At 55.8% G+C, this 16,835-nt stretch carries 13 protein-coding genes; 7 read left to right on the top strand and 6 right to left on the bottom strand.

Features of this window, described 5'->3' with window-relative positions; translation table 11 throughout:
- Nucleotides 1-124: 124 nt before the first annotated feature.
- Nucleotides 125-1,264, top strand: coding sequence for a DUF2336 domain-containing protein (locus ACZ5FM_RS08925; RefSeq protein ID WP_464040395.1), 1,140 nt, complete (start codon nt 125-127; stop codon nt 1,262-1,264).
- A 23-nt stretch (nt 1,265-1,287) separates the two neighbouring features.
- On the opposite strand, the gene ACZ5FM_RS08920 is transcribed toward ACZ5FM_RS08925, so the two are convergent.
- Nucleotides 1,288-1,725, bottom strand: a complete 438-nt coding sequence (locus ACZ5FM_RS08920; protein WP_464040394.1) for a hypothetical protein — start codon at nt 1,723-1,725, stop codon at nt 1,288-1,290.
- Between the two features lie 119 nt (nt 1,726-1,844).
- On the opposite strand from ACZ5FM_RS08920, the gene ACZ5FM_RS08915 reads away from it, so the two are divergent.
- Nucleotides 1,845-2,300 carry a GNAT family N-acetyltransferase gene (locus ACZ5FM_RS08915; RefSeq protein ID WP_464040393.1) on the top strand — a complete coding sequence of 152 codons (456 nt, stop codon included), beginning with the start codon at nt 1,845-1,847 and terminating at the stop codon, nt 2,298-2,300.
- Between the two features lie 48 nt (nt 2,301-2,348).
- On the opposite strand, the gene ACZ5FM_RS08910 is transcribed toward ACZ5FM_RS08915, so the two are convergent.
- Nucleotides 2,349-3,554 carry an AI-2E family transporter gene (locus ACZ5FM_RS08910; RefSeq protein ID WP_250981658.1) on the bottom strand — a complete coding sequence of 402 codons (1,206 nt, stop codon included), beginning with the start codon at nt 3,552-3,554 and terminating at the stop codon, nt 2,349-2,351.
- A gap of 232 nt (nt 3,555-3,786) precedes the next feature.
- On the opposite strand from ACZ5FM_RS08910, the gene ACZ5FM_RS08905 reads away from it, so the two are divergent.
- On the top strand, nt 3,787-5,511 hold the full coding sequence (locus ACZ5FM_RS08905) for an ABC transporter ATP-binding protein (RefSeq protein WP_464040392.1): 1,725 nt from the start codon (nt 3,787-3,789) through the stop codon (nt 5,509-5,511).
- Between the two features lie 379 nt (nt 5,512-5,890).
- Here the strand turns inward: ACZ5FM_RS08905 and parE are convergent, their stop codons facing one another.
- Nucleotides 5,891-7,972: a DNA topoisomerase IV subunit B gene (parE, locus tag ACZ5FM_RS08900; RefSeq protein WP_259146077.1), complete on the bottom strand. Its 2,082-nt coding sequence runs from the start codon at nt 7,970-7,972 to the stop codon at nt 5,891-5,893.
- Nucleotides 7,973-8,147: 175 nt separating this feature from the next.
- On the opposite strand from parE, the gene ACZ5FM_RS08895 reads away from it, so the two are divergent.
- From ACZ5FM_RS08895 to ACZ5FM_RS08880, 4 genes are all read left to right on the top strand, one after another.
- On the top strand, nt 8,148-9,029 hold the full coding sequence (locus ACZ5FM_RS08895) for an alpha/beta hydrolase (protein ID WP_464040391.1): 882 nt from the start codon (nt 8,148-8,150) through the stop codon (nt 9,027-9,029).
- Nucleotides 9,030-9,266: 237 nt separating this feature from the next.
- Nucleotides 9,267-10,037 carry a triose-phosphate isomerase gene (tpiA, locus tag ACZ5FM_RS08890; protein ID WP_192488794.1) on the top strand — a complete coding sequence of 257 codons (771 nt, stop codon included), beginning with the start codon at nt 9,267-9,269 and terminating at the stop codon, nt 10,035-10,037.
- Between the two features lie 103 nt (nt 10,038-10,140).
- On the top strand, nt 10,141-10,572 hold the full coding sequence (secG, locus tag ACZ5FM_RS08885) for a preprotein translocase subunit SecG (protein ID WP_192488795.1): 432 nt from the start codon (nt 10,141-10,143) through the stop codon (nt 10,570-10,572).
- Nucleotides 10,573-10,716: 144 nt separating this feature from the next.
- Complete coding sequence (locus tag ACZ5FM_RS08880; RefSeq protein ID WP_464040390.1) at nt 10,717-12,354, top strand: CTP synthase; 1,638 nt, start codon at nt 10,717-10,719, stop codon at nt 12,352-12,354.
- A 960-nt stretch (nt 12,355-13,314) separates the two neighbouring features.
- Here the strand turns inward: ACZ5FM_RS08880 and ACZ5FM_RS08875 are convergent.
- From ACZ5FM_RS08875 to ACZ5FM_RS08865, 3 genes are all read right to left on the bottom strand, one after another.
- Nucleotides 13,315-13,725: an NUDIX hydrolase gene (locus ACZ5FM_RS08875; protein ID WP_464040389.1), complete on the bottom strand. Its 411-nt coding sequence runs from the start codon at nt 13,723-13,725 to the stop codon at nt 13,315-13,317.
- Between the two features lie 59 nt (nt 13,726-13,784).
- Nucleotides 13,785-15,284 carry a DEAD/DEAH box helicase gene (locus tag ACZ5FM_RS08870; protein ID WP_250981649.1) on the bottom strand — a complete coding sequence of 500 codons (1,500 nt, stop codon included), beginning with the start codon at nt 15,282-15,284 and terminating at the stop codon, nt 13,785-13,787.
- A 271-nt stretch (nt 15,285-15,555) separates the two neighbouring features.
- Complete coding sequence (locus ACZ5FM_RS08865) at nt 15,556-16,824, bottom strand: peptidoglycan DD-metalloendopeptidase family protein (RefSeq protein ID WP_464040388.1); 1,269 nt, start codon at nt 16,822-16,824, stop codon at nt 15,556-15,558.
- Nucleotides 16,825-16,835 lie beyond the last annotated feature (11 nt).

The following is a 16,835-nucleotide window of genomic DNA, read 5'->3' as shown; positions in this document are numbered from 1 at the left end:
ATGGTGAACCAAACGTAAACCATTTGCTCCTAGGGTACATGAACGGGCAGAGATGAGGCGGGACCGTTTTTCGTACGCTTCTCCTGTTCGGCCTGAAATGTGGTGATGTATTCAAGAGGCTGCTGTGATCGTTAAGGCATTCCTTCGCTGGTCTGAGACGGCAAAAGTTGCAGATAGAGCTAGTGCAGCCAATGCTCTTGGTCGCGCCTATCTCGTCGAAGGCATGAACAAGGAACAGCATGAGGCCGCCTATATGGCGTTGACCTATCTGCTGGATGATCCGTCGCCACGCGTGCGTCTTTCGCTTGCGGAAGCCATTTGTGATTCTCCCGTTGCGCCACGCGCCATTGTTGTCGCGCTGGCCGAAGACCAGCCGGAGATTTCCGGCACTGTCATCATGCGCTCGCCGGTTCTGCGCGACATGGATCTTGTTGATCTGGTCGGCCGTGGTGATGTGGCAACCCGTTCCTTTATTGCAGCACGTCCTTATCTGAGCCGTGGCGTGTGCGCCGCGCTGGCGGAAGTCGCCGATCTCGGCGAACTGTTCATTCTGCTGGAAAACGAACTGATTGATATCTCGCGCATTTCACTGCGCCGTATTGTCGAGCGTTTTGGCGAGCAGGCCGAAATTCGCAACCTGCTTCTGGAGCGTGATGACCTGCCGGCTGACGCCCGCCATGCGCTGTTGAACCATGTCGGCAGTGCGCTTGCCTGTTCTGATCTGGTCAATGCATTTGTCGATCGCTCGCGCATCGATTACGTCATTCGTGATGCCGGTGATACCGCAACCGTTGAAATCCTGGCTTCGGTGCCACAGGCCGATATGCCTGCCTTTGTCGACCATCTGCGCAAAAGCGGTGAGTTGAACCCGGCATTGCTGATTTACGCGCTATGTGCCGGTCGCCTGAGCTTCTTCAGCGAAGCCATGTCCAATCTGTCACAGTTGGATGAAAAGCGCGTACGCTCCATTCTGGCAACCGGTCGCGTGCCCGCGGTGCAGGTGCTGTTCCATTCTGCCGGGTTGTCGAAAGACATCTGTGCCGTGTTTGTGGATGCAACGCTGTTGTGGCGTGATGCGGCGCAATCGATTTCCGGCGTGGCGCTGGAAGATATTTGCGGCAATCTGGTTGCCAAGTTCCGTGCCCGTCACGGATTGCCGGCCGTCGTCGATGAACTTCTCGATATGCTGGAAAAGCTGCAGATGAATGAGCAGCGCCAGAGAGCGCGCTCTTATGCCAGCGGCCTGATGATTGACGCTGCCTGATCCAGGCCTTCTGGTGAAACGCCTTACTTCGTAAAGCGTTTCGCCATCCAGGAATAACTGTCCTCGACAATTCTCACCGGTTTGACAAACAGGTTTTTGACGCCTTCCGTTGATGGAAGAATACGTCTGACGCGGGTAATGGCCTGCGCGGTCAGGGACTGTTCGTGTTCAGCCGTCATCGGTGCCTGTCCGTCAGCCTCGACATGCGCTTCTGCCGTCATTGCGGGATCTGTGGCCTTTGGCTCGCTTGTAGGGGCGCTGGCTGTCTGGGCATCCGGTGTCTGGCACACGGCAACGACAACCGGGTAGGGCGCATTGGCGTAATTGCCCAGTTCCTTTTCGGAAGCGGCATCACACAGTTCGATACTGGTCCATTGCTGCTGCAAGGTCGCCACGTGATGGCAATCGACGGCGCTGTCGTCGCAGCCAAGAATGGTCATGAGGACAAAGGCTGTTTTCATATCTCTGGCTGCCTTGAATGATGAAGTCGCACCGTAGAAACTGCATTTTGGGAATTGCACGCCAATTGCAGTTACAATAGGGCAGATGAATTCTCACAAAACAGACGTGGCATAATTTTATGACGATCTCAATTCAGCTGGAACAGGCCGATCAACCGGATATCATCACGCTGCTGGAAAAGTCGGACGCCTATATGGCGTCGCTTTATCCGGCGGAAAGCAATCACCTGCTTGATGTCACCACCCTGATGAAGCCGGAGGTTTCGTTTCTGGTGGCGCGCAAGGAGGGGCAGATTGTCGGCTGCTGTGCGCTGGTGTCGCAGTGTGACGGTTTTGCAGAGATCAAACGGATGTTTGTCGACCCCAATGCTCGCGGCCTGAAAATCGGGCAGAAGCTGATGGACGCTATTGAAACGCTCGGTCGTGACCTTGGCCTGCGGGCCATTCGTCTGGAAACCGGTATCAGCCAGCCAGCAGCGATTGGTCTTTACCGCAAGGCGGGCTTTGAGGTTGTGCCGGCCTTTGCGCCTTACCAGCCTGACCCGCTCAGCCTTTTCATGCAAAAGACCCTCTGAATGACAAAACCCGCTAAACCAGGTTTAGCGGGTTTTCTTTTGGGTCGTTTAAGAGGCCGCTTTTCGAAGTGGCGGCGGTGGTGCCTGGGTGCCGTCAGTCGATGCGGATATGTCCACGGTCTCTGCCGGAGTGGATGACAGTTCCACCTCACGCACCCATTCACGCCAGATGGCAACCAAAAGCGCCATCAGCACCGGACCGATGAACAGGCCAAGGAAACCCATGGTTTTCACGCCGCCAACCAGGCCGAAGAAGGTTGGCAGGAATGGCAGCTTGATCGGGCCACCGACGAGACGCGGACGAATGGTCTTGTCAACAATGAACAGTTCCACCGAACCCCAGACGAACAGGCCAACACCGGCTGCGACCGAACCGCTGGCCACCAGATAGATCGACACCAGCGTAAAGGACAGCGGTGCGCCACCAGGAATAAGCGCCATGACGCCGGTCAGCACACCGAGCGTGACAGGCGACGGTACACCGGCAATCCAGTAGGCGATGCCGAGAATGATACCTTCACCGATAGCGATCAGCGTCATGCCTGTCACAGTCGAGCTGATGGTGGCCGGTACAACGCGCGAAATCCGCTCCCAGCGGGTTGGCAGAATACGCTCGCCGAGCAGGTCCACCTGTTTGGAGAAGGAAGCGCCGTTGCGATAGACGAAGAACAGCGCAATCAGCAGAAACAGCAGCGTAAGGATAAGGTGGAAAGCGCCGTTGCCGGCGGCCAGAACGGCGCGGTAGATGTTGCCGATGTTTGCGCCACTGACCAGTTGAATAACCTCACCGATCGCACCTGGCGTGCCGATATATTTTGTCCATTGTTCTGTCAGCCATACGCCAACACCCGGCATGCCGGAAATCCATGCCGGTACCGGTGCGCCATACCGGTTTGCCTCAACCGCCCAGCCAAACCATTCGCGAATTTCACTGGCCGTATAGGACGCGGCAATGACGATTGGCACGATCAGGAAGGTGATGATGAGTATGATGGCGATGGTAGCGCCAACGGTTGTGTTGCCGCCGACATTCTTCAGCAGCTTTCTGTACAGCGGCCAGCTTGCAAAGCCGATGACCAGTGCGGCCAGCACCGGCACTAAAAAGCCGTGAAAGAAGTAGATACCAGCAGCGACAATCAGAATCAGAAGCCAGCGAGCAGCGGATATGGAAGGTATGAGCGCCATACGGGACGGCGTGACAGGGCCGAGCCATTTCTGCTCGCTCTGTGGTCTATGGGTGTCTGCGCTGCTCACAACGAATGTCTCTTTCGCATTTCGAAATGTTTCCCTTCAGTGTCACACGGCGACGTTGTTTTGTGCAAACCTTAAAGGGTCATTCCATCGTTTTTATTGTCCTCACTTAATATAGTGAAGGATTTTGGTAAAAATAACGCAACACCCTTGGCTCAAATATATAAATATGACAATTACCCATCACTTTTCGCATGCTGCGATGTGATTGCGGCGACTACCGGAAGTAGATGAGATGCTGAAGCGGTTCTTTTCCTATTATCGCCCTTACCGGGGTTTGTTCATAATCGACTTTTCCTGCGCCGTGTTATCCGGCGTGCTGGAACTCGGCTTTCCCATGGCCGTTAAAGCGTTCGTGGACATTCTTTTGCCGCAGGGTGACTGGCCGGTTATTTTGCTGGCGTCGATCGGATTGCTGGCGGTTTACGTGGTCAATACAGGCCTGATGGCAATCGTCACCTATTGGGGACATATGCTTGGCATCAATATCGAAACCGATATGCGCCGGCTGGCCTTTGACCATTTGCAGAAACTGTCCTTCCGCTTTTTCGACAATCAGAAGACCGGCCACCTTGTTGGCCGCCTGACCAAGGATCTGGAAGAGATTGGTGAAGTGGCCCATCACGGCCCTGAAGACCTGTTCATTGCCATCATGACATTTATCGGTGCCTTGTTGCTGATGATGTCGGTTAACGTGCATCTGGCGCTGATCACTGCCGCTGTGGTGCCAGTGACCGCCTGGGTGACCAGCCGTTACGGTGGCCGCATGACGCAGAACTTCCGCGCACTTTACGGCCGGGTGGGCGACTTCAATGCCCGCATCGAGGAAAATGTCGGCGGCATGCGCGTTGTGCAGGCTTTTGCCAATGAGGACCACGAGCGCAAGCTGTTCGAGACCGATAACCAGAACTACCGCACCACCAAGCTGAATGCTTATCGCATCATGGCGGCCAGCACGTCGCTCAGCTACATGAGCATGCGTCTGACGCAGATGATCGTCATGATTGCTGGCGCCTGGTTCGTGCTGAAGGGCGACCTGACCAATGGTGGTTTCGTTGGCTTCCTGCTGCTGGTTGGCGTGTTCTTCCGTCCGGTTGAAAAGATCAATTCGGTGATTGAGACCTATCCCAAGGGCATTGCCGGTTTCCGTCGTTTCCTGGAACTGATGGAAACTGCGCCTGATATTGAAGATGCACCTGACGCCATTGATGCACCGGCGCTGCGTGGCAATATTTCCTACAGCAATGTCGGTTTCAGCTACAGCGACAAGCGTGACATTCTTCGCGGCATCAATCTTGATATCAAGGCCGGGGAAACCGTTGCTTTTGTTGGTCCCTCCGGTGCCGGTAAAACAACGCTTTGCTCGCTGCTGCCGCGTTTTTATGACGTAACGTCAGGTTCGATCTCGATCGATGGCATCGACATCAGAAAGATGAAACTTTCGTCGCTGCGCAGCCAGATCGGTATCGTGCAGCAGGATGTCTTCCTGTTTGGCGGTACGGTGCGTGAAAACATCGCTTACGGACGCCTTGGTGCGACCCAGGCCGAGATCAAGAGTGCGGCGGCGCGTGCCAAACTCGACACCGTCATCGCCGCCATGCCGAACGGACTGGATACGGTGATTGGTGAGCGCGGTGTGAAACTGTCCGGTGGCCAGAAGCAGCGTCTGGCGATTGCCCGCATGTTCCTGAAAAACCCGTCCATCCTTATTCTGGACGAAGCGACATCGGCGCTGGATACGGAAACCGAACGGGCCATCCAGCAATCGCTGGCCGAGCTTTCCAAGGGCCGCACCACACTGGTTATCGCCCACCGCCTGGCAACCATCCGTGATGCCTCGCGCATCGTGGTGGTGGATGAAACCGGCATTGCCGAAACCGGTAACCACGAACAGCTGATCGAGGCAAAAGGCCCTTACAGCCGTTTGCATGCGGCACAGTTCGGTCTGGCTGGCGCGTAAAGTCGGGACGATGACACGACGTTAATGACAAAAGCCCGGTAGTTTTATCGGGCTTTTTTCTGCTGATTATTACAGTTTTGGGGTTCTGCCCCAACATGGCGCGTGGAGTGTGAGGAGCTTTAAAAAGAGCTTTTACCACGGTGTTTCAGTCTAAGGTTTCCTTCGTCTGCGCGACGAAAGAGTCTCTTCAGCCCAAAGACTTGGGCTGGCCTGGATTCCTGTGACAAGCACCGGAAAGAGGGAGCCTTGAAGATAGCACTCGCGCAAGCGCAGCAATACGCACCCGAAAAAAAGGTGTGGCGGATGGTTTTTTACAGAAAAAACGAAGTAAGCCGCAGCGGCTGTTACCCCGAAGCGGTGGCGCTTCGGGGCATATGACTTAGATGTCGAGGTTTTCGGCGAAAGCGGCGCGTTCCTGAATGAAGCGGAAGCGGGCGTCAGCCTTGGTTCCCATCAGGTTATCAACGGCCTCTCTGGTGCCTTCGAAGTCGACGTCATCGATGACGACGCGCAGCAGGGTACGCTTGGACGGATCCATGGTGGTTTCCTTCAGCTGCGCGGGCAGCATTTCACCAAGACCTTTAAAGCGGCTGATTTCCACTTTGCCACGGCCCTTGAACTCTGTTTCCATCAGTTCGGTACGGTGGGCATCATCACGCGCATAGGCCGATTTTGAACCCTGCGTGATTTTGTAAAGCGGTGGCACAGCCAGATACAGGTGATTGCCACGGATCAGTTCCGGCATTTCCTGATAGAAGAAGGTAATCAGCAGCGATGCGATATGCGCGCCGTCGACGTCGGCATCGGTCATGATGACAATACGTTCGTAACGCAGGTCTTCATCACGATATTTGGTGCGTGTGCCACAGCCGAGCGCCTGAATGAGATCGGCAATCTGCTGGTTGGCAGACAGCTTTTCACGGCTGGCGCTACCGACGTTGAGGATTTTACCACGCAGCGGCAGAATGGCCTGATTGGCGCGGTTACGGGCTTGCTTGGCGGAACCGCCAGCCGAATCACCTTCCACGATAAACAGTTCAGCGCCTTCGGCTGTGTTTTGCGAGCAGTCTGCCAGCTTGCCCGGCAGGCGCAGCTTGCGCACGGCCGTCTTGCGGTTGACTTCCTTTTCCTTACGGCGACGCAGGCGTTCTTCCGCACGCTCGATCACCCAGTCGAGCAGTTTTGCTGCTTCGTTGGGGTTGCCAGCGAGATAATGGTCAAACGGGTCACGCAGAGCGTTTTCAACGATACGCTGCGCTTCGACGGTTGCCAGCTTGTCCTTGGTCTGGCCGACAAATTCCGGTTCGCGAATGAACACCGACAACATGCCGACGGCCGAGATCATCACGTCATCGGTGGTGATCTGCGCTGCACGCTTGTTCTGCGTCAGTTCGGCATAGGCTTTCAGACCCTTGGTCAGCGCAATACGAAGACCGGCTTCGTGCGTGCCGCCCTCAGGCGTCGGAATGGTGTTACAATAGGAATGGATCTGTGTATCGCCACCATACCAGGTGACTGCCCATTCCATGGCGCCGTGGCCGCCGGTCTTTTCCGTCTTGCCGGAGAAGATTTCGCGCGTAACGGTGAAGTCCTTGCCAAGCGTTGCGGACAGATAATCCTTCAGACCGCCGGGGAAGTGGAAAACAGCCTTTTCCGGGATCTCGCCACCGGCCTGTACCACGCCGGGATCGCAGCTCCAGCGAATTTCCACGCCGCCAAACAGATAGGCTTTCGAGCGGGCCATGCGGAAAATGCGAGCCGGATCAAACCTGGCGTGATCACCAAAGATCTGCGGGTCGGGGTGGAACTTGACGCGCGTGCCGCGACGGTTGTGCACATCGCCCAGCTCTTCCAGCGGGCCCTGTGGCACACCGCGAGAAAAACGCTGGCGGTACAGTTTACGGTTACGGGCAACCTCGACCTCAAGCAGGTCGGACAGTGCGTTGACAACGGAAACACCCACGCCGTGCAGACCGCCCGATGTCTCATAGGCCTTGCCGTCAAATTTACCACCGGCGTGCAGCTTGGTCATGATGACTTCAAGCGTCGACTTGCCCGGCACCTGCGGGTGGTTTTCCACCGGGATACCACGACCGTTGTCGCTGACAGTCAGGTTGCCCTGCGTATCCAGATGCACTTCAATGAAGTTTGCATGTCCTGCAACCGCTTCGTCCATCGAGTTGTCGATGACTTCGGCAAACAGGTGGTGCAGCGCCTTTTCGTCGGTGCCGCCAATATACATGCCCGGACGCATGCGGACCGGTTCAAGCCCTTCCAGAACACGGATCGACGATGCACCATAGTCATCGCCGGATGACGATGCCGGAGGTGCAACGGACACCGCTGACGGCTTGCTGTTGGTGTTAGCAGCAGGTGCAGGCGTTTCATTGACTGTAGTGCCGGTATCGGATGGCTCTGTCACCACCGGGATACTTGAGAATAGATCGTTACCGTTATCCATGTTGCCTAATCGTTGTCGTGCGCCATCTTATGGCCATCCGAATCAGCGCGATTTTGCCACAAATGCCAATCGAGCGCGATTCCGCGCAATTTATCAGGGTTTTTCCGGATGAGGATTGCGCTGCCTTACCGTCAATGGCAAGGGAGTGGCTGTCAATCAAAATGGTTTTCGCTGCATGTCCACAGTTCATTTCGCATTTTTCGTGTTTCTTGTCACGGTATTTGGGGCTTCAACCTCCTCGGCGCAAGGCTCTGATGGTCCGCTGAAACCCTATAAGGACAACCTGTTTTCGCGCCAAAGCGTGCTGGAACAGGCCGATGGCGGTCGTTACGAAACGATCGATTACCAGGAATTACGCGACATCAACGAGCGCGATGAAATCCCCGAACGACGCGTCAAGCGCAGCTATGTCACGCCGATTGCCAGAAAGGCGCAGGCGCTGGAAACGGTGCAGGCTGACGGCCGCACCATCGAGGTGGGACGCACCGGACAGGCATCCGGCCAGACCTTTACGGTGATCTTCATTCACGGTCGTGGCGGTGATCGCAGGCTTGGCATGAATGATTACAGTTTTGGCGGCAACTTCAACCGGCTGAAGAACCTGGCGCTGGACAATGGCGGCACCTATTACGCCCCCAGTGTCAAAAGCTTTGACGCGCAGGGCGTGGCCGATGTGGCGGCGCTGATTTCCCATGCGCGCCAGCAATCTGGTGGTCGTCCGGTTATTCTTTCCTGCGCCTCGATGGGCAGCTTCATTTGTTATGGCATCAGCCGTGACGCGCAGGCGGTGGCCAATCTGCAGGGCATGGCACTGTTGGGTGGGGCGCCTGATCCAGAACTGCCGACCAGCGCTGCGGCCAAGGCAAAATTGCCGATCTGGTTTACGCACGGCGCCAATGACAGTGTCTATAAATCCGGCGACCAGGTGTCGATCTACCGGCAATTGCTGAAAGCCGGACAACCGGTTCGTTTCACCATGTTCCAGACGGGTTCGCATGGAACACCGGTGCGCATGAGCGACTGGCGGGCAATTCTAAACTGGATTTTGGTGCAATAAATCGCCGCAGGGCGTTTTTGACATTAATTTGAACGCGCCAGAGGCAATTTTAACCAATGTTTTGAACCAAATTTCTTATTTCCTGTACCAATTGTTTCCCGATACAGCTAATGGGAGAGATGAGGGGGAGGCGGTACTGGATTTCATGCGCTTTACACCCCTGAATTGGTTCGTATGTGACGTTTGGTTGCCCTCTATTTTTGCTTGAGGGCGTACAAGAGCAGGAATGGAAATCTTATGACCCCTGATGTTCGCCCGCTTGTTGCGGGAAACTGGAAAATGAATGGAACTCGTTCTTCGCTGGATCAGATCAAAGCGATGGCGCAGGGCGTTAAAGGTCCGCTTTCTGAAAAAGTGGAAACACTGATTTGCCCTCCCTCAACGTTACTTTACGTTGCGACAGCTCTTTGCGACGACAGCCCGCTGCTGATTGGCGCGCAGGATTGCCATGAAAAGGAATCGGGTGCCCATACCGGCGATATCTCTGCCGAGATGATTGCCGATTGCTTTGGCACGCATGTCATCGTTGGCCATTCCGAGCGTCGCATCGACCACGCGGAAACCGACCATCTGGTCCGCGCCAAGGCGCAGGCCGCCTATGCAGCCGAGCTGGTGGCCATTGTCTGCATCGGTGAAACCGCAGATGAGCGCAAGGGCGGCCAGACGCTCGATATCTTGAAGCGCCAGCTGTCCGGCTCTGTTCCTGACGATGCCAATGCACAAAACACGGTTATTGCCTATGAGCCTGTCTGGGCCATCGGTACCGGCCTGACGCCAACTGTGGATGATGTGCGTGATGCCCATGCCTTCATGCGTAACGAGCTTGTGGCGCGCTTTGGTGACGAAGGAAAACGCGTTCGTATTCTCTATGGCGGTTCGGTAAAACCCTCCAATGCATTGCAGCTGATGGGCGTTGAAAACGTCGATGGCGCATTGATTGGTGGTGCAAGCTTGAAAGCCGATGACTTCCTCTCCATCTACGCTGCTTATGAGCAATTGACCGCCTGATGTTCTTTAACGTGTGTTGGGGGCTTGGAATACGCGCCTAGCTCATGTAAAGAGCGGCCAACATGTTTTTGACTGTGTCCGTTAAGGGCAAGACTGGATTACCATGCAGACCGTTTTGATTGTCATCCATCTCATGATCGTGCTGGCGCTTGTTGGCGTGGTGCTGATTCAGCGTTCAGAAGGCGGCGGCCTTGGTATTGGCGGCGGTTCCGGCTTTATGTCGGCCCGCGGTACGGCCAATGCCTTGACGCGCACAACCGGCATTCTTGCTGCGTTGTTCTTCCTGACGTCTCTGGGCCTTGGCCTGTTGACCCGTTATGAAGCGCGTCCGACCGACATTCTCGATCGTATTCCTGCAACGCAGGGTCAGGGCAACGGCATTCTCGATACGCTCGGCCCGGCAACCACACCTGCCGCACCTGCACCAGCTGGTAACGGCGTTCCTAACAGCTCTGAAGGGGCAGCAGCTCCAGCGCAATCAACACCAGCGCCTGCGGCACCTGCCGACCCGACAGCAGTTCCGACCGGTCAATAATCCCGGTCAGCGCATAACACTCCGGCAGGCCAAAACCTGCCGGTTTTCTTTTGTCCATATTCCGGCCGGTTGCCTCGTTTTCCACGTGTGATTTCGGGGTTCGAAAAATTTGGGCTGGCGGAATCAATAAAATGAAGGTATCCGGTGAATCCCATGGCGCGATATGTATTCATCACAGGCGGCGTGGTCTCTTCCCTTGGTAAGGGCATTGCAGCCGCAGCACTCGGAGCATTGTTGCAATCCCGTGGATATCGGGTGCGGCTTCGTAAACTCGACCCCTATCTCAATGTCGATCCCGGCACCATGAGCCCGACACAGCACGGTGAAGTGTTTGTGACGGACGACGGCGCAGAGACCGATCTTGATCTTGGTCACTATGAACGTTTTACCGGACGTTCTGCCACCAAGACCGACAACATCACCACGGGTCGCATTTATAAAAATATCATCGATAAGGAACGTCGTGGTGACTACCTCGGCGCGACAGTGCAGGTCATTCCGCACGTTACCAATGAAATCAAGAACTTCGTGATCGAAGGCAATGACGAATATGATTTCGTCATCTGTGAGATTGGCGGCACGGTGGGCGACATCGAAGCCATGCCGTTCATGGAAGCCATTCGTCAGCTTGGTAACGACTTGCCACGTGGCACTGCCATTTACGTTCACCTGACATTGATGCCGTATATTCCGGCAGCAGGCGAGTTGAAGACCAAGCCAACCCAGCACTCCGTCAAGGAGTTGCAGGCGCTCGGTATTCATCCTGACATTCTGCTGGTGCGTGCAGACCGCGAAATTCCGGAAGCGGAACGTCGCAAGCTTTCCCTGTTCTGCAACGTGCGCGAATCTGCCGTTATTCAGGCGCTGGATGTGGCAAACATCTATGACGTGCCGATGGCCTACCACAAGGAAGGTCTCGACAATGAAGTGCTGGCTGCCTTTGGCATCGAGCCTGCACCAAAGCCACGCCTTGAGCAGTGGGAAGAGGTTTGCAACCGTATCAAGACGCCAGAAGGCGAGGTTACGATTGCAATCGTCGGCAAGTATACTGGCCTCAAGGATGCCTATAAGTCCCTGATCGAAGCGCTGCATCACGGTGGCATTGCCAACCGGGTCAAGGTCAAGCTGGAATGGATCGAATCCGAAGTCTTCGAAAAGGAAGACCCGGCGCCGTACCTGGAAAAGGTCAATGCTATCCTGGTTCCAGGCGGTTTTGGCGAGCGTGGTTCGGAAGGCAAGATCCGGGCGGCACAGTTTGCGCGTGAGCGTAACGTTCCTTACTTCGGCATCTGCTTTGGTATGCAGATGGCGGTTGTGGAAGCTGCACGTCACCTGGCTGGCATCGAAAACGCATCCTCAACCGAGTTTGGCCCGACCAAGGAGCCGGTTGTTGGCCTGATGACCGAATGGGTCAAGGGCAACGAACTTGAGAAGCGTTCATCCAAGGGTGACCTTGGTGGCACGATGCGTCTTGGCGCATACAAGGCCGCGCTGAAAAAAGACACCAAGATTGCCGATATCTACGGTTCTACCGATATCTCCGAGCGTCACCGCCACCGTTACGAAGTGAACGTGGACTACAAGGAACGTCTGGAGAAATGCGGTCTGGTATTCTCGGGCATGTCGCCTGACGGTGTTCTGCCGGAAACGGTTGAATATCCTGACCATCCTTGGTTCATCGGCGTTCAGTACCATCCGGAACTGAAGAGCCGCCCGCTCGATCCACATCCGCTGTTTGCCAGCTTCGTTGAAGCGGCGCTGGAGCGTAGCCGTCTGGTCTGATTTTCACAGACAGATATGACATTTAAACGCCGCCCGACAGATATGCCGGGCGGCGTTTTTTGTTTTTCTGATTTTTTGGAGGCGTCGGTTTGGGATTGCTGAGCTTACGCTGCGCCCACCCGCTATTTACCAACGCTCACAGTCTGGCTATGGACGCCGATCATTTGGCTCCAGCAGGCCCAACATGTTTTCCTCATGCCTTGTGCTTGTCACAGGCATCCAGTCGACGCGCGTCCGCGCGGCGGGAAGGGTCTTTTCCATCCCCAAGACTGGGGATGACTGGATCCCTGTGACAGGCACAGGGAAGAGGGAGGTCGTAGTTGGTGTCGAAGTCAAACAATAACCGGTGAAACAACCCCTCACTTGCGATTTCTAACACTTAAGGGCTTTACGCCTTGAGATGTTGAAATCGCTTTCTCTCCCACAAGGGAAGAGATCGGTGGGGCCACGCCCTTTCAGCAAGTCAGCGCCAATTGCAACACACCTCGAGCACTGCTGGTGAAATGGAAGAGCGTAACTTGCGCCTTACCTCTACCCTCGTGGGAGAGGAAGAAAAATCATGGTCTTAGCAACGCTAAGTCATAGATTTTTCAGGTGAGGGGTTCTGTTGTGCCTCACCCTAACCCGCCGTCATACTTGGACTTGTCCCAAGTATCTAATGAATGCGGTTGGCGTGGTTAGATCCTCGCCACAAGGGCGAGGATGACGTTGGAGATGTTGTTGTGGCGTGCAGCACTCTCATCCCTCATCCCTCATCCCTCATCCCTCATGCTCGTCACAGGCATCCAGTCAGCCCCAGTCTTGGGGCTGGAAGATGTCTTTTGACGCGCAGACGCGCGTATGCTGGATCCCTGTGACGGGCACAGGGAAGAGGGTGGTTGAGGTGACTTTCGCGGCAAATGACCCTGCCAGGCGATAAACGTCAATGCAGATGTACGACGGCCTGCAAGGCAGTAAACCTCAACGCAGATGCGCGAAGGCCTGGGCGGCAAAGACCGACATGGGTTGCGGCAGGTTGTCAAGATCAAACCAGCCGATTTCAGACAGCTTGTCCGGTTCCGTCAGTATGGCATCACCAGAGGCGTCATCGGTCACGTAGATAAACGCGACCCAGTGCTGTTTTTCGTCGGGAATGATCTGTTCGGTCACGCAGAGGAAGGAAACTTCGCCGATTTGCAGGCCGGTTTCTTCGTTGGCTTCTCGCCGTGCCGCTTCAAAGGCCGGTTCGAGGTGATCCACCTTGCCACCGGGAATGCTCCAGTGGCCGGATTCCGGTGCTTTCATGCGACGGCAAAGTAAAACCTTGCCGTCACGTCTTATAACAAGCCCACAGCCGACGCCGGGAAAATTAATGCCGGGAAGACCGTTCATGCCATTCTCACTTACATGTTTTCCAATCAGCCCTGAGGCCGAAGGGATATTGCGACCAATCAGGCCTTGGCGTTGGCCACAATCAGCATGAAGGCGGGAATGTCGTCGCCGAAACCGACAGGTGTCGGGCCATCATCATTGTCACGATAGTGGCGGCGGCGGTCGCGGTTGTCATTATTGGCGTTGTCGCCATTATTCTGACGGTCAAAATGACGGGGTGCCCTGTCAGTTCTCTGTTCGGATTTCACCCTTGTCTCTCCCGTAGGTTCTGGTGTTGTAACAACGACTGCTGCCGGTTGTTCGGCTGGTGCTGCTTCGCTCGGACGGCGGGGTTTCTCGCGGCTCTTGCTGCGATCACGGTCCTTGCCACCACGGCCGCGCTTCTGGCGGTCATTGTCGTAGCTTTCCATCGGCTCGGGCAAAGCAGTCAGGTCACCGCTCATCCATTCGAGTTTTTGACCGGTCATCTTCTCGATGGCATCGAGGAACTTGGTGTCTTTTGCTGTCACAAGGCTGAATGCCTTGCCGGAACGACCGGCGCGGCCGGTTCTGCCGATACGGTGTACGTAATCTTCAGAATGGATCGGCAGGTCGAAATTGAAAACGTGGCTCACATCAGGAATGTCGAGACCACGCGCAGCAACGTCGGATGCGACGAGCAGCTTGAGATTGCCTTCCTTGAAGCTGGCCAGCATATTGGTGCGCGAACGCTGGTCCATGTCGCCGTGCAGGGCACCAACGGAAAAACCATGACGATCCAGCGAACGGAACAGATCTGCAACGTCTTTTTTGCGGTTGCAGAAAATGATCGCGTTCTTCAGGTCGTCTTCTTCGCTCTTGATCAGATCGCGCAGCACAGCGCGCTTCTCGTAATCCTTGGCGTTGGCCGCAACGATACGCTGCGTCACCGTCGTGGCGGTCGAAGAGGGCTTTGCCACTTCGATGCGAACCGGGTTCTGCAGGAAGCGGTCGGCCAGCTTCTGGATTTCTGCCGGCATGGTGGCCGAGAAGAACAGTGTCTGGCGTGTGAACGGGATCATCTTGGCGATGCGTTCGATATCAGGGATAAAGCCCATGTCCAGCATGCGGTCGGCTTCGTCGATAACCAGAATTTCAACGCCGGTCATCAGCAGCTTGCCGCGTTCACAGTGGTCGAGCAGACGGCCGGGGGTGCAGATCAATACGTCTGCGCCGCGCTCCAGCTTGCGGTCCTGCTCTTCAAAGGAAACGCCACCAATCAGAAGCGCAATGTTGAGCTTGTGATTCTTGCCGTATTTTTCAAAGTTTTCGGCAACCTGTGCTGCCAGTTCGCGTGTCGGCTCAAGAATGAGCGTGCGCGGCATTCTTGCACGGGCGCGGCCCTTTTCAAGCAGTGTCAACATAGGTAGCACGAAAGACGCTGTCTTTCCTGTTCCTGTCTGCGCAATGCCACAGATATCGCGGCGCTCAAGCGCCGGAGGAATTGCGCCAGCCTGAATCGGCGTCGGTATTGTATAACCGGCATCCGTAACGGCGGAGAGGACTTTTGGGCTCAGGCCCAGATCAGAAAATGTTGTCAAAGGAAAATTGTTTCCATTCGAATTGGCAGAACGCTGCGTCACATCGCCGGAACGTTAACGGCGATTGGGCGCGGCATAGGCCGAAATTGGCTGAAAGTCAAGGAATTCGCCACAATTGGCGGGACTGAAGGTCACATATGTTAACGCTTCGCAACTGTATTTGTGAAAAACAATTTGCAAGCACCGCTTTTGGCGCGTTGACGGCGTTTTTCAGCCTGTCACCATGCGGAGAGATTTTGCCGGGAAACCGCCAGCATAGCCAGCGCAATAGTTAGTTCAGGTAGGATTGCAACTTCACGCCCGCGCTCAGGAAACGCATCGGGTCGACCGGGCTGTCGTTGCGACGGACTTCGTAATGTACGTGCGGGCCGGTGGAGCGACCAGTGCTGCCTGCGCGGCCAACAATGTCGCCAGCTTCAATAGTGTCGCCAACCTTGACGAGGATGGCTGACATATGTCCGTAGCGTGTGGTGATGCCCTGTCCGTGGTCGACCTCGACCATGTTGCCGTAACCGCCGGAATTGGCGGCAACCGTCACGGTGCCAGCGCCGGTCGACCGCACGTTTGCACCGGTCTCTGCCTGAAAATCAATGCCTGCATGCAGGGCCGGGCGACCAAGAAACGGGTCCATGCGGTTGCCAAAGCGGCTGGTGATGTTGCGGCCCGGGGCAGGGTTGCCAAACGGCAGCTCACCTGCAGTACTGCGCATGATCTCAAGCCGATTGAGTGCCACATCAAGATCATTCATCGAGTTTTCGAAGATGCTGCCATTAGCGTCCTGCGGTTCGACGAAGGGACCACCGATGCCGGATGGCTTGAGGTCATCGATCTTTATGCCGGTGCGCGTCATGATCGCCGCCATTTCTTCGGTCTTCTTGTCGGCGCCACGGGTCAGTTGGGTGATTCGGTGCAGCTGGTCCTGTTCGATTGTCTTGAGCGACAGCGTGACCTTGGAAAATACCCGGTCGGCTCGGTCCGACGAGTTTTCGCCAACAGGGGCATAACCAAGGGCTGCCACTGCTGCAGGCGTTGCTGCCTTTTTCGATGTGCCGAGAAGGTTTTCAATGGCGTTTACGCCGCCAGACAGGCTGGCCTGTTTGCCTGGTGTTGTAGATGGTTCTTCCGTGCTGAGGCCGGATTCTTCGGCGCGCTCCAGCAATCCGCCAAGGCGGCCGTGGCGCGAGGTGAGGGCGGCCTGCTGCTCGAAAAGCTTTTCTACTTTCTGTTCAACAACTTGCTGGTCCAGCAACTGGCGTGATGTGACGCGGTCGATCTGGGCGCGCAGTGCAGAGATGCGGTCTTCATAGTCGTGTTGCATACGGGCCTGATGGGCAATGGTTGCGCCAATCAGGTCATCGCGGAAAATCAGATAGGCGGTGGCAGCGAGATAACCGATGCCGAGAACGCAGACGAAACACAGCGTCATTGCTGCCATCCACGGGCGGATGGTCAGGTGGCGCACATGGTCGCCACTGGCAAGGATCAGCACGTGCTGCTTTTTTTGCTTGCCGAATGTACGGTGCTCTGCGGGATGAGCCAAATTCACGTCCT

Source organism: Agrobacterium sp. 5Ca50, from assembly GCF_055381905.1.
This window is presented reverse-complemented; position numbering and strand designations above follow the sequence as displayed.

What these genes read in the sequence shown, in the direction of transcription:
- tpiA (WP_192488794.1), top strand. Translation starts at nt 9,267, where the DNA reads ATGACCCCTGATGTTCGCCCGCTTGTTGCGGGAAACTGGAAAATGAAT.
- ACZ5FM_RS08920 (WP_464040394.1), bottom strand. Translation starts at nt 1,725, where the DNA reads ATGAAAACAGCCTTTGTCCTCATGACCATTCTTGGCTGCGACGACAGC.
- ACZ5FM_RS08875 (WP_464040389.1), bottom strand. Translation starts at nt 13,725, where the DNA reads ATGAACGGTCTTCCCGGCATTAATTTTCCCGGCGTCGGCTGTGGGCTT.
- secG (WP_192488795.1), top strand. Translation starts at nt 10,141, where the DNA reads ATGCAGACCGTTTTGATTGTCATCCATCTCATGATCGTGCTGGCGCTT.
- ACZ5FM_RS08895 (WP_464040391.1), top strand. Translation starts at nt 8,148, where the DNA reads ATGTCCACAGTTCATTTCGCATTTTTCGTGTTTCTTGTCACGGTATTT.
- parE (WP_259146077.1), bottom strand. Translation starts at nt 7,972, where the DNA reads ATGGATAACGGTAACGATCTATTCTCAAGTATCCCGGTGGTGACAGAG.
- ACZ5FM_RS08905 (WP_464040392.1), top strand. Translation starts at nt 3,787, where the DNA reads ATGCTGAAGCGGTTCTTTTCCTATTATCGCCCTTACCGGGGTTTGTTC.
- ACZ5FM_RS08915 (WP_464040393.1), top strand. Translation starts at nt 1,845, where the DNA reads ATGACGATCTCAATTCAGCTGGAACAGGCCGATCAACCGGATATCATC.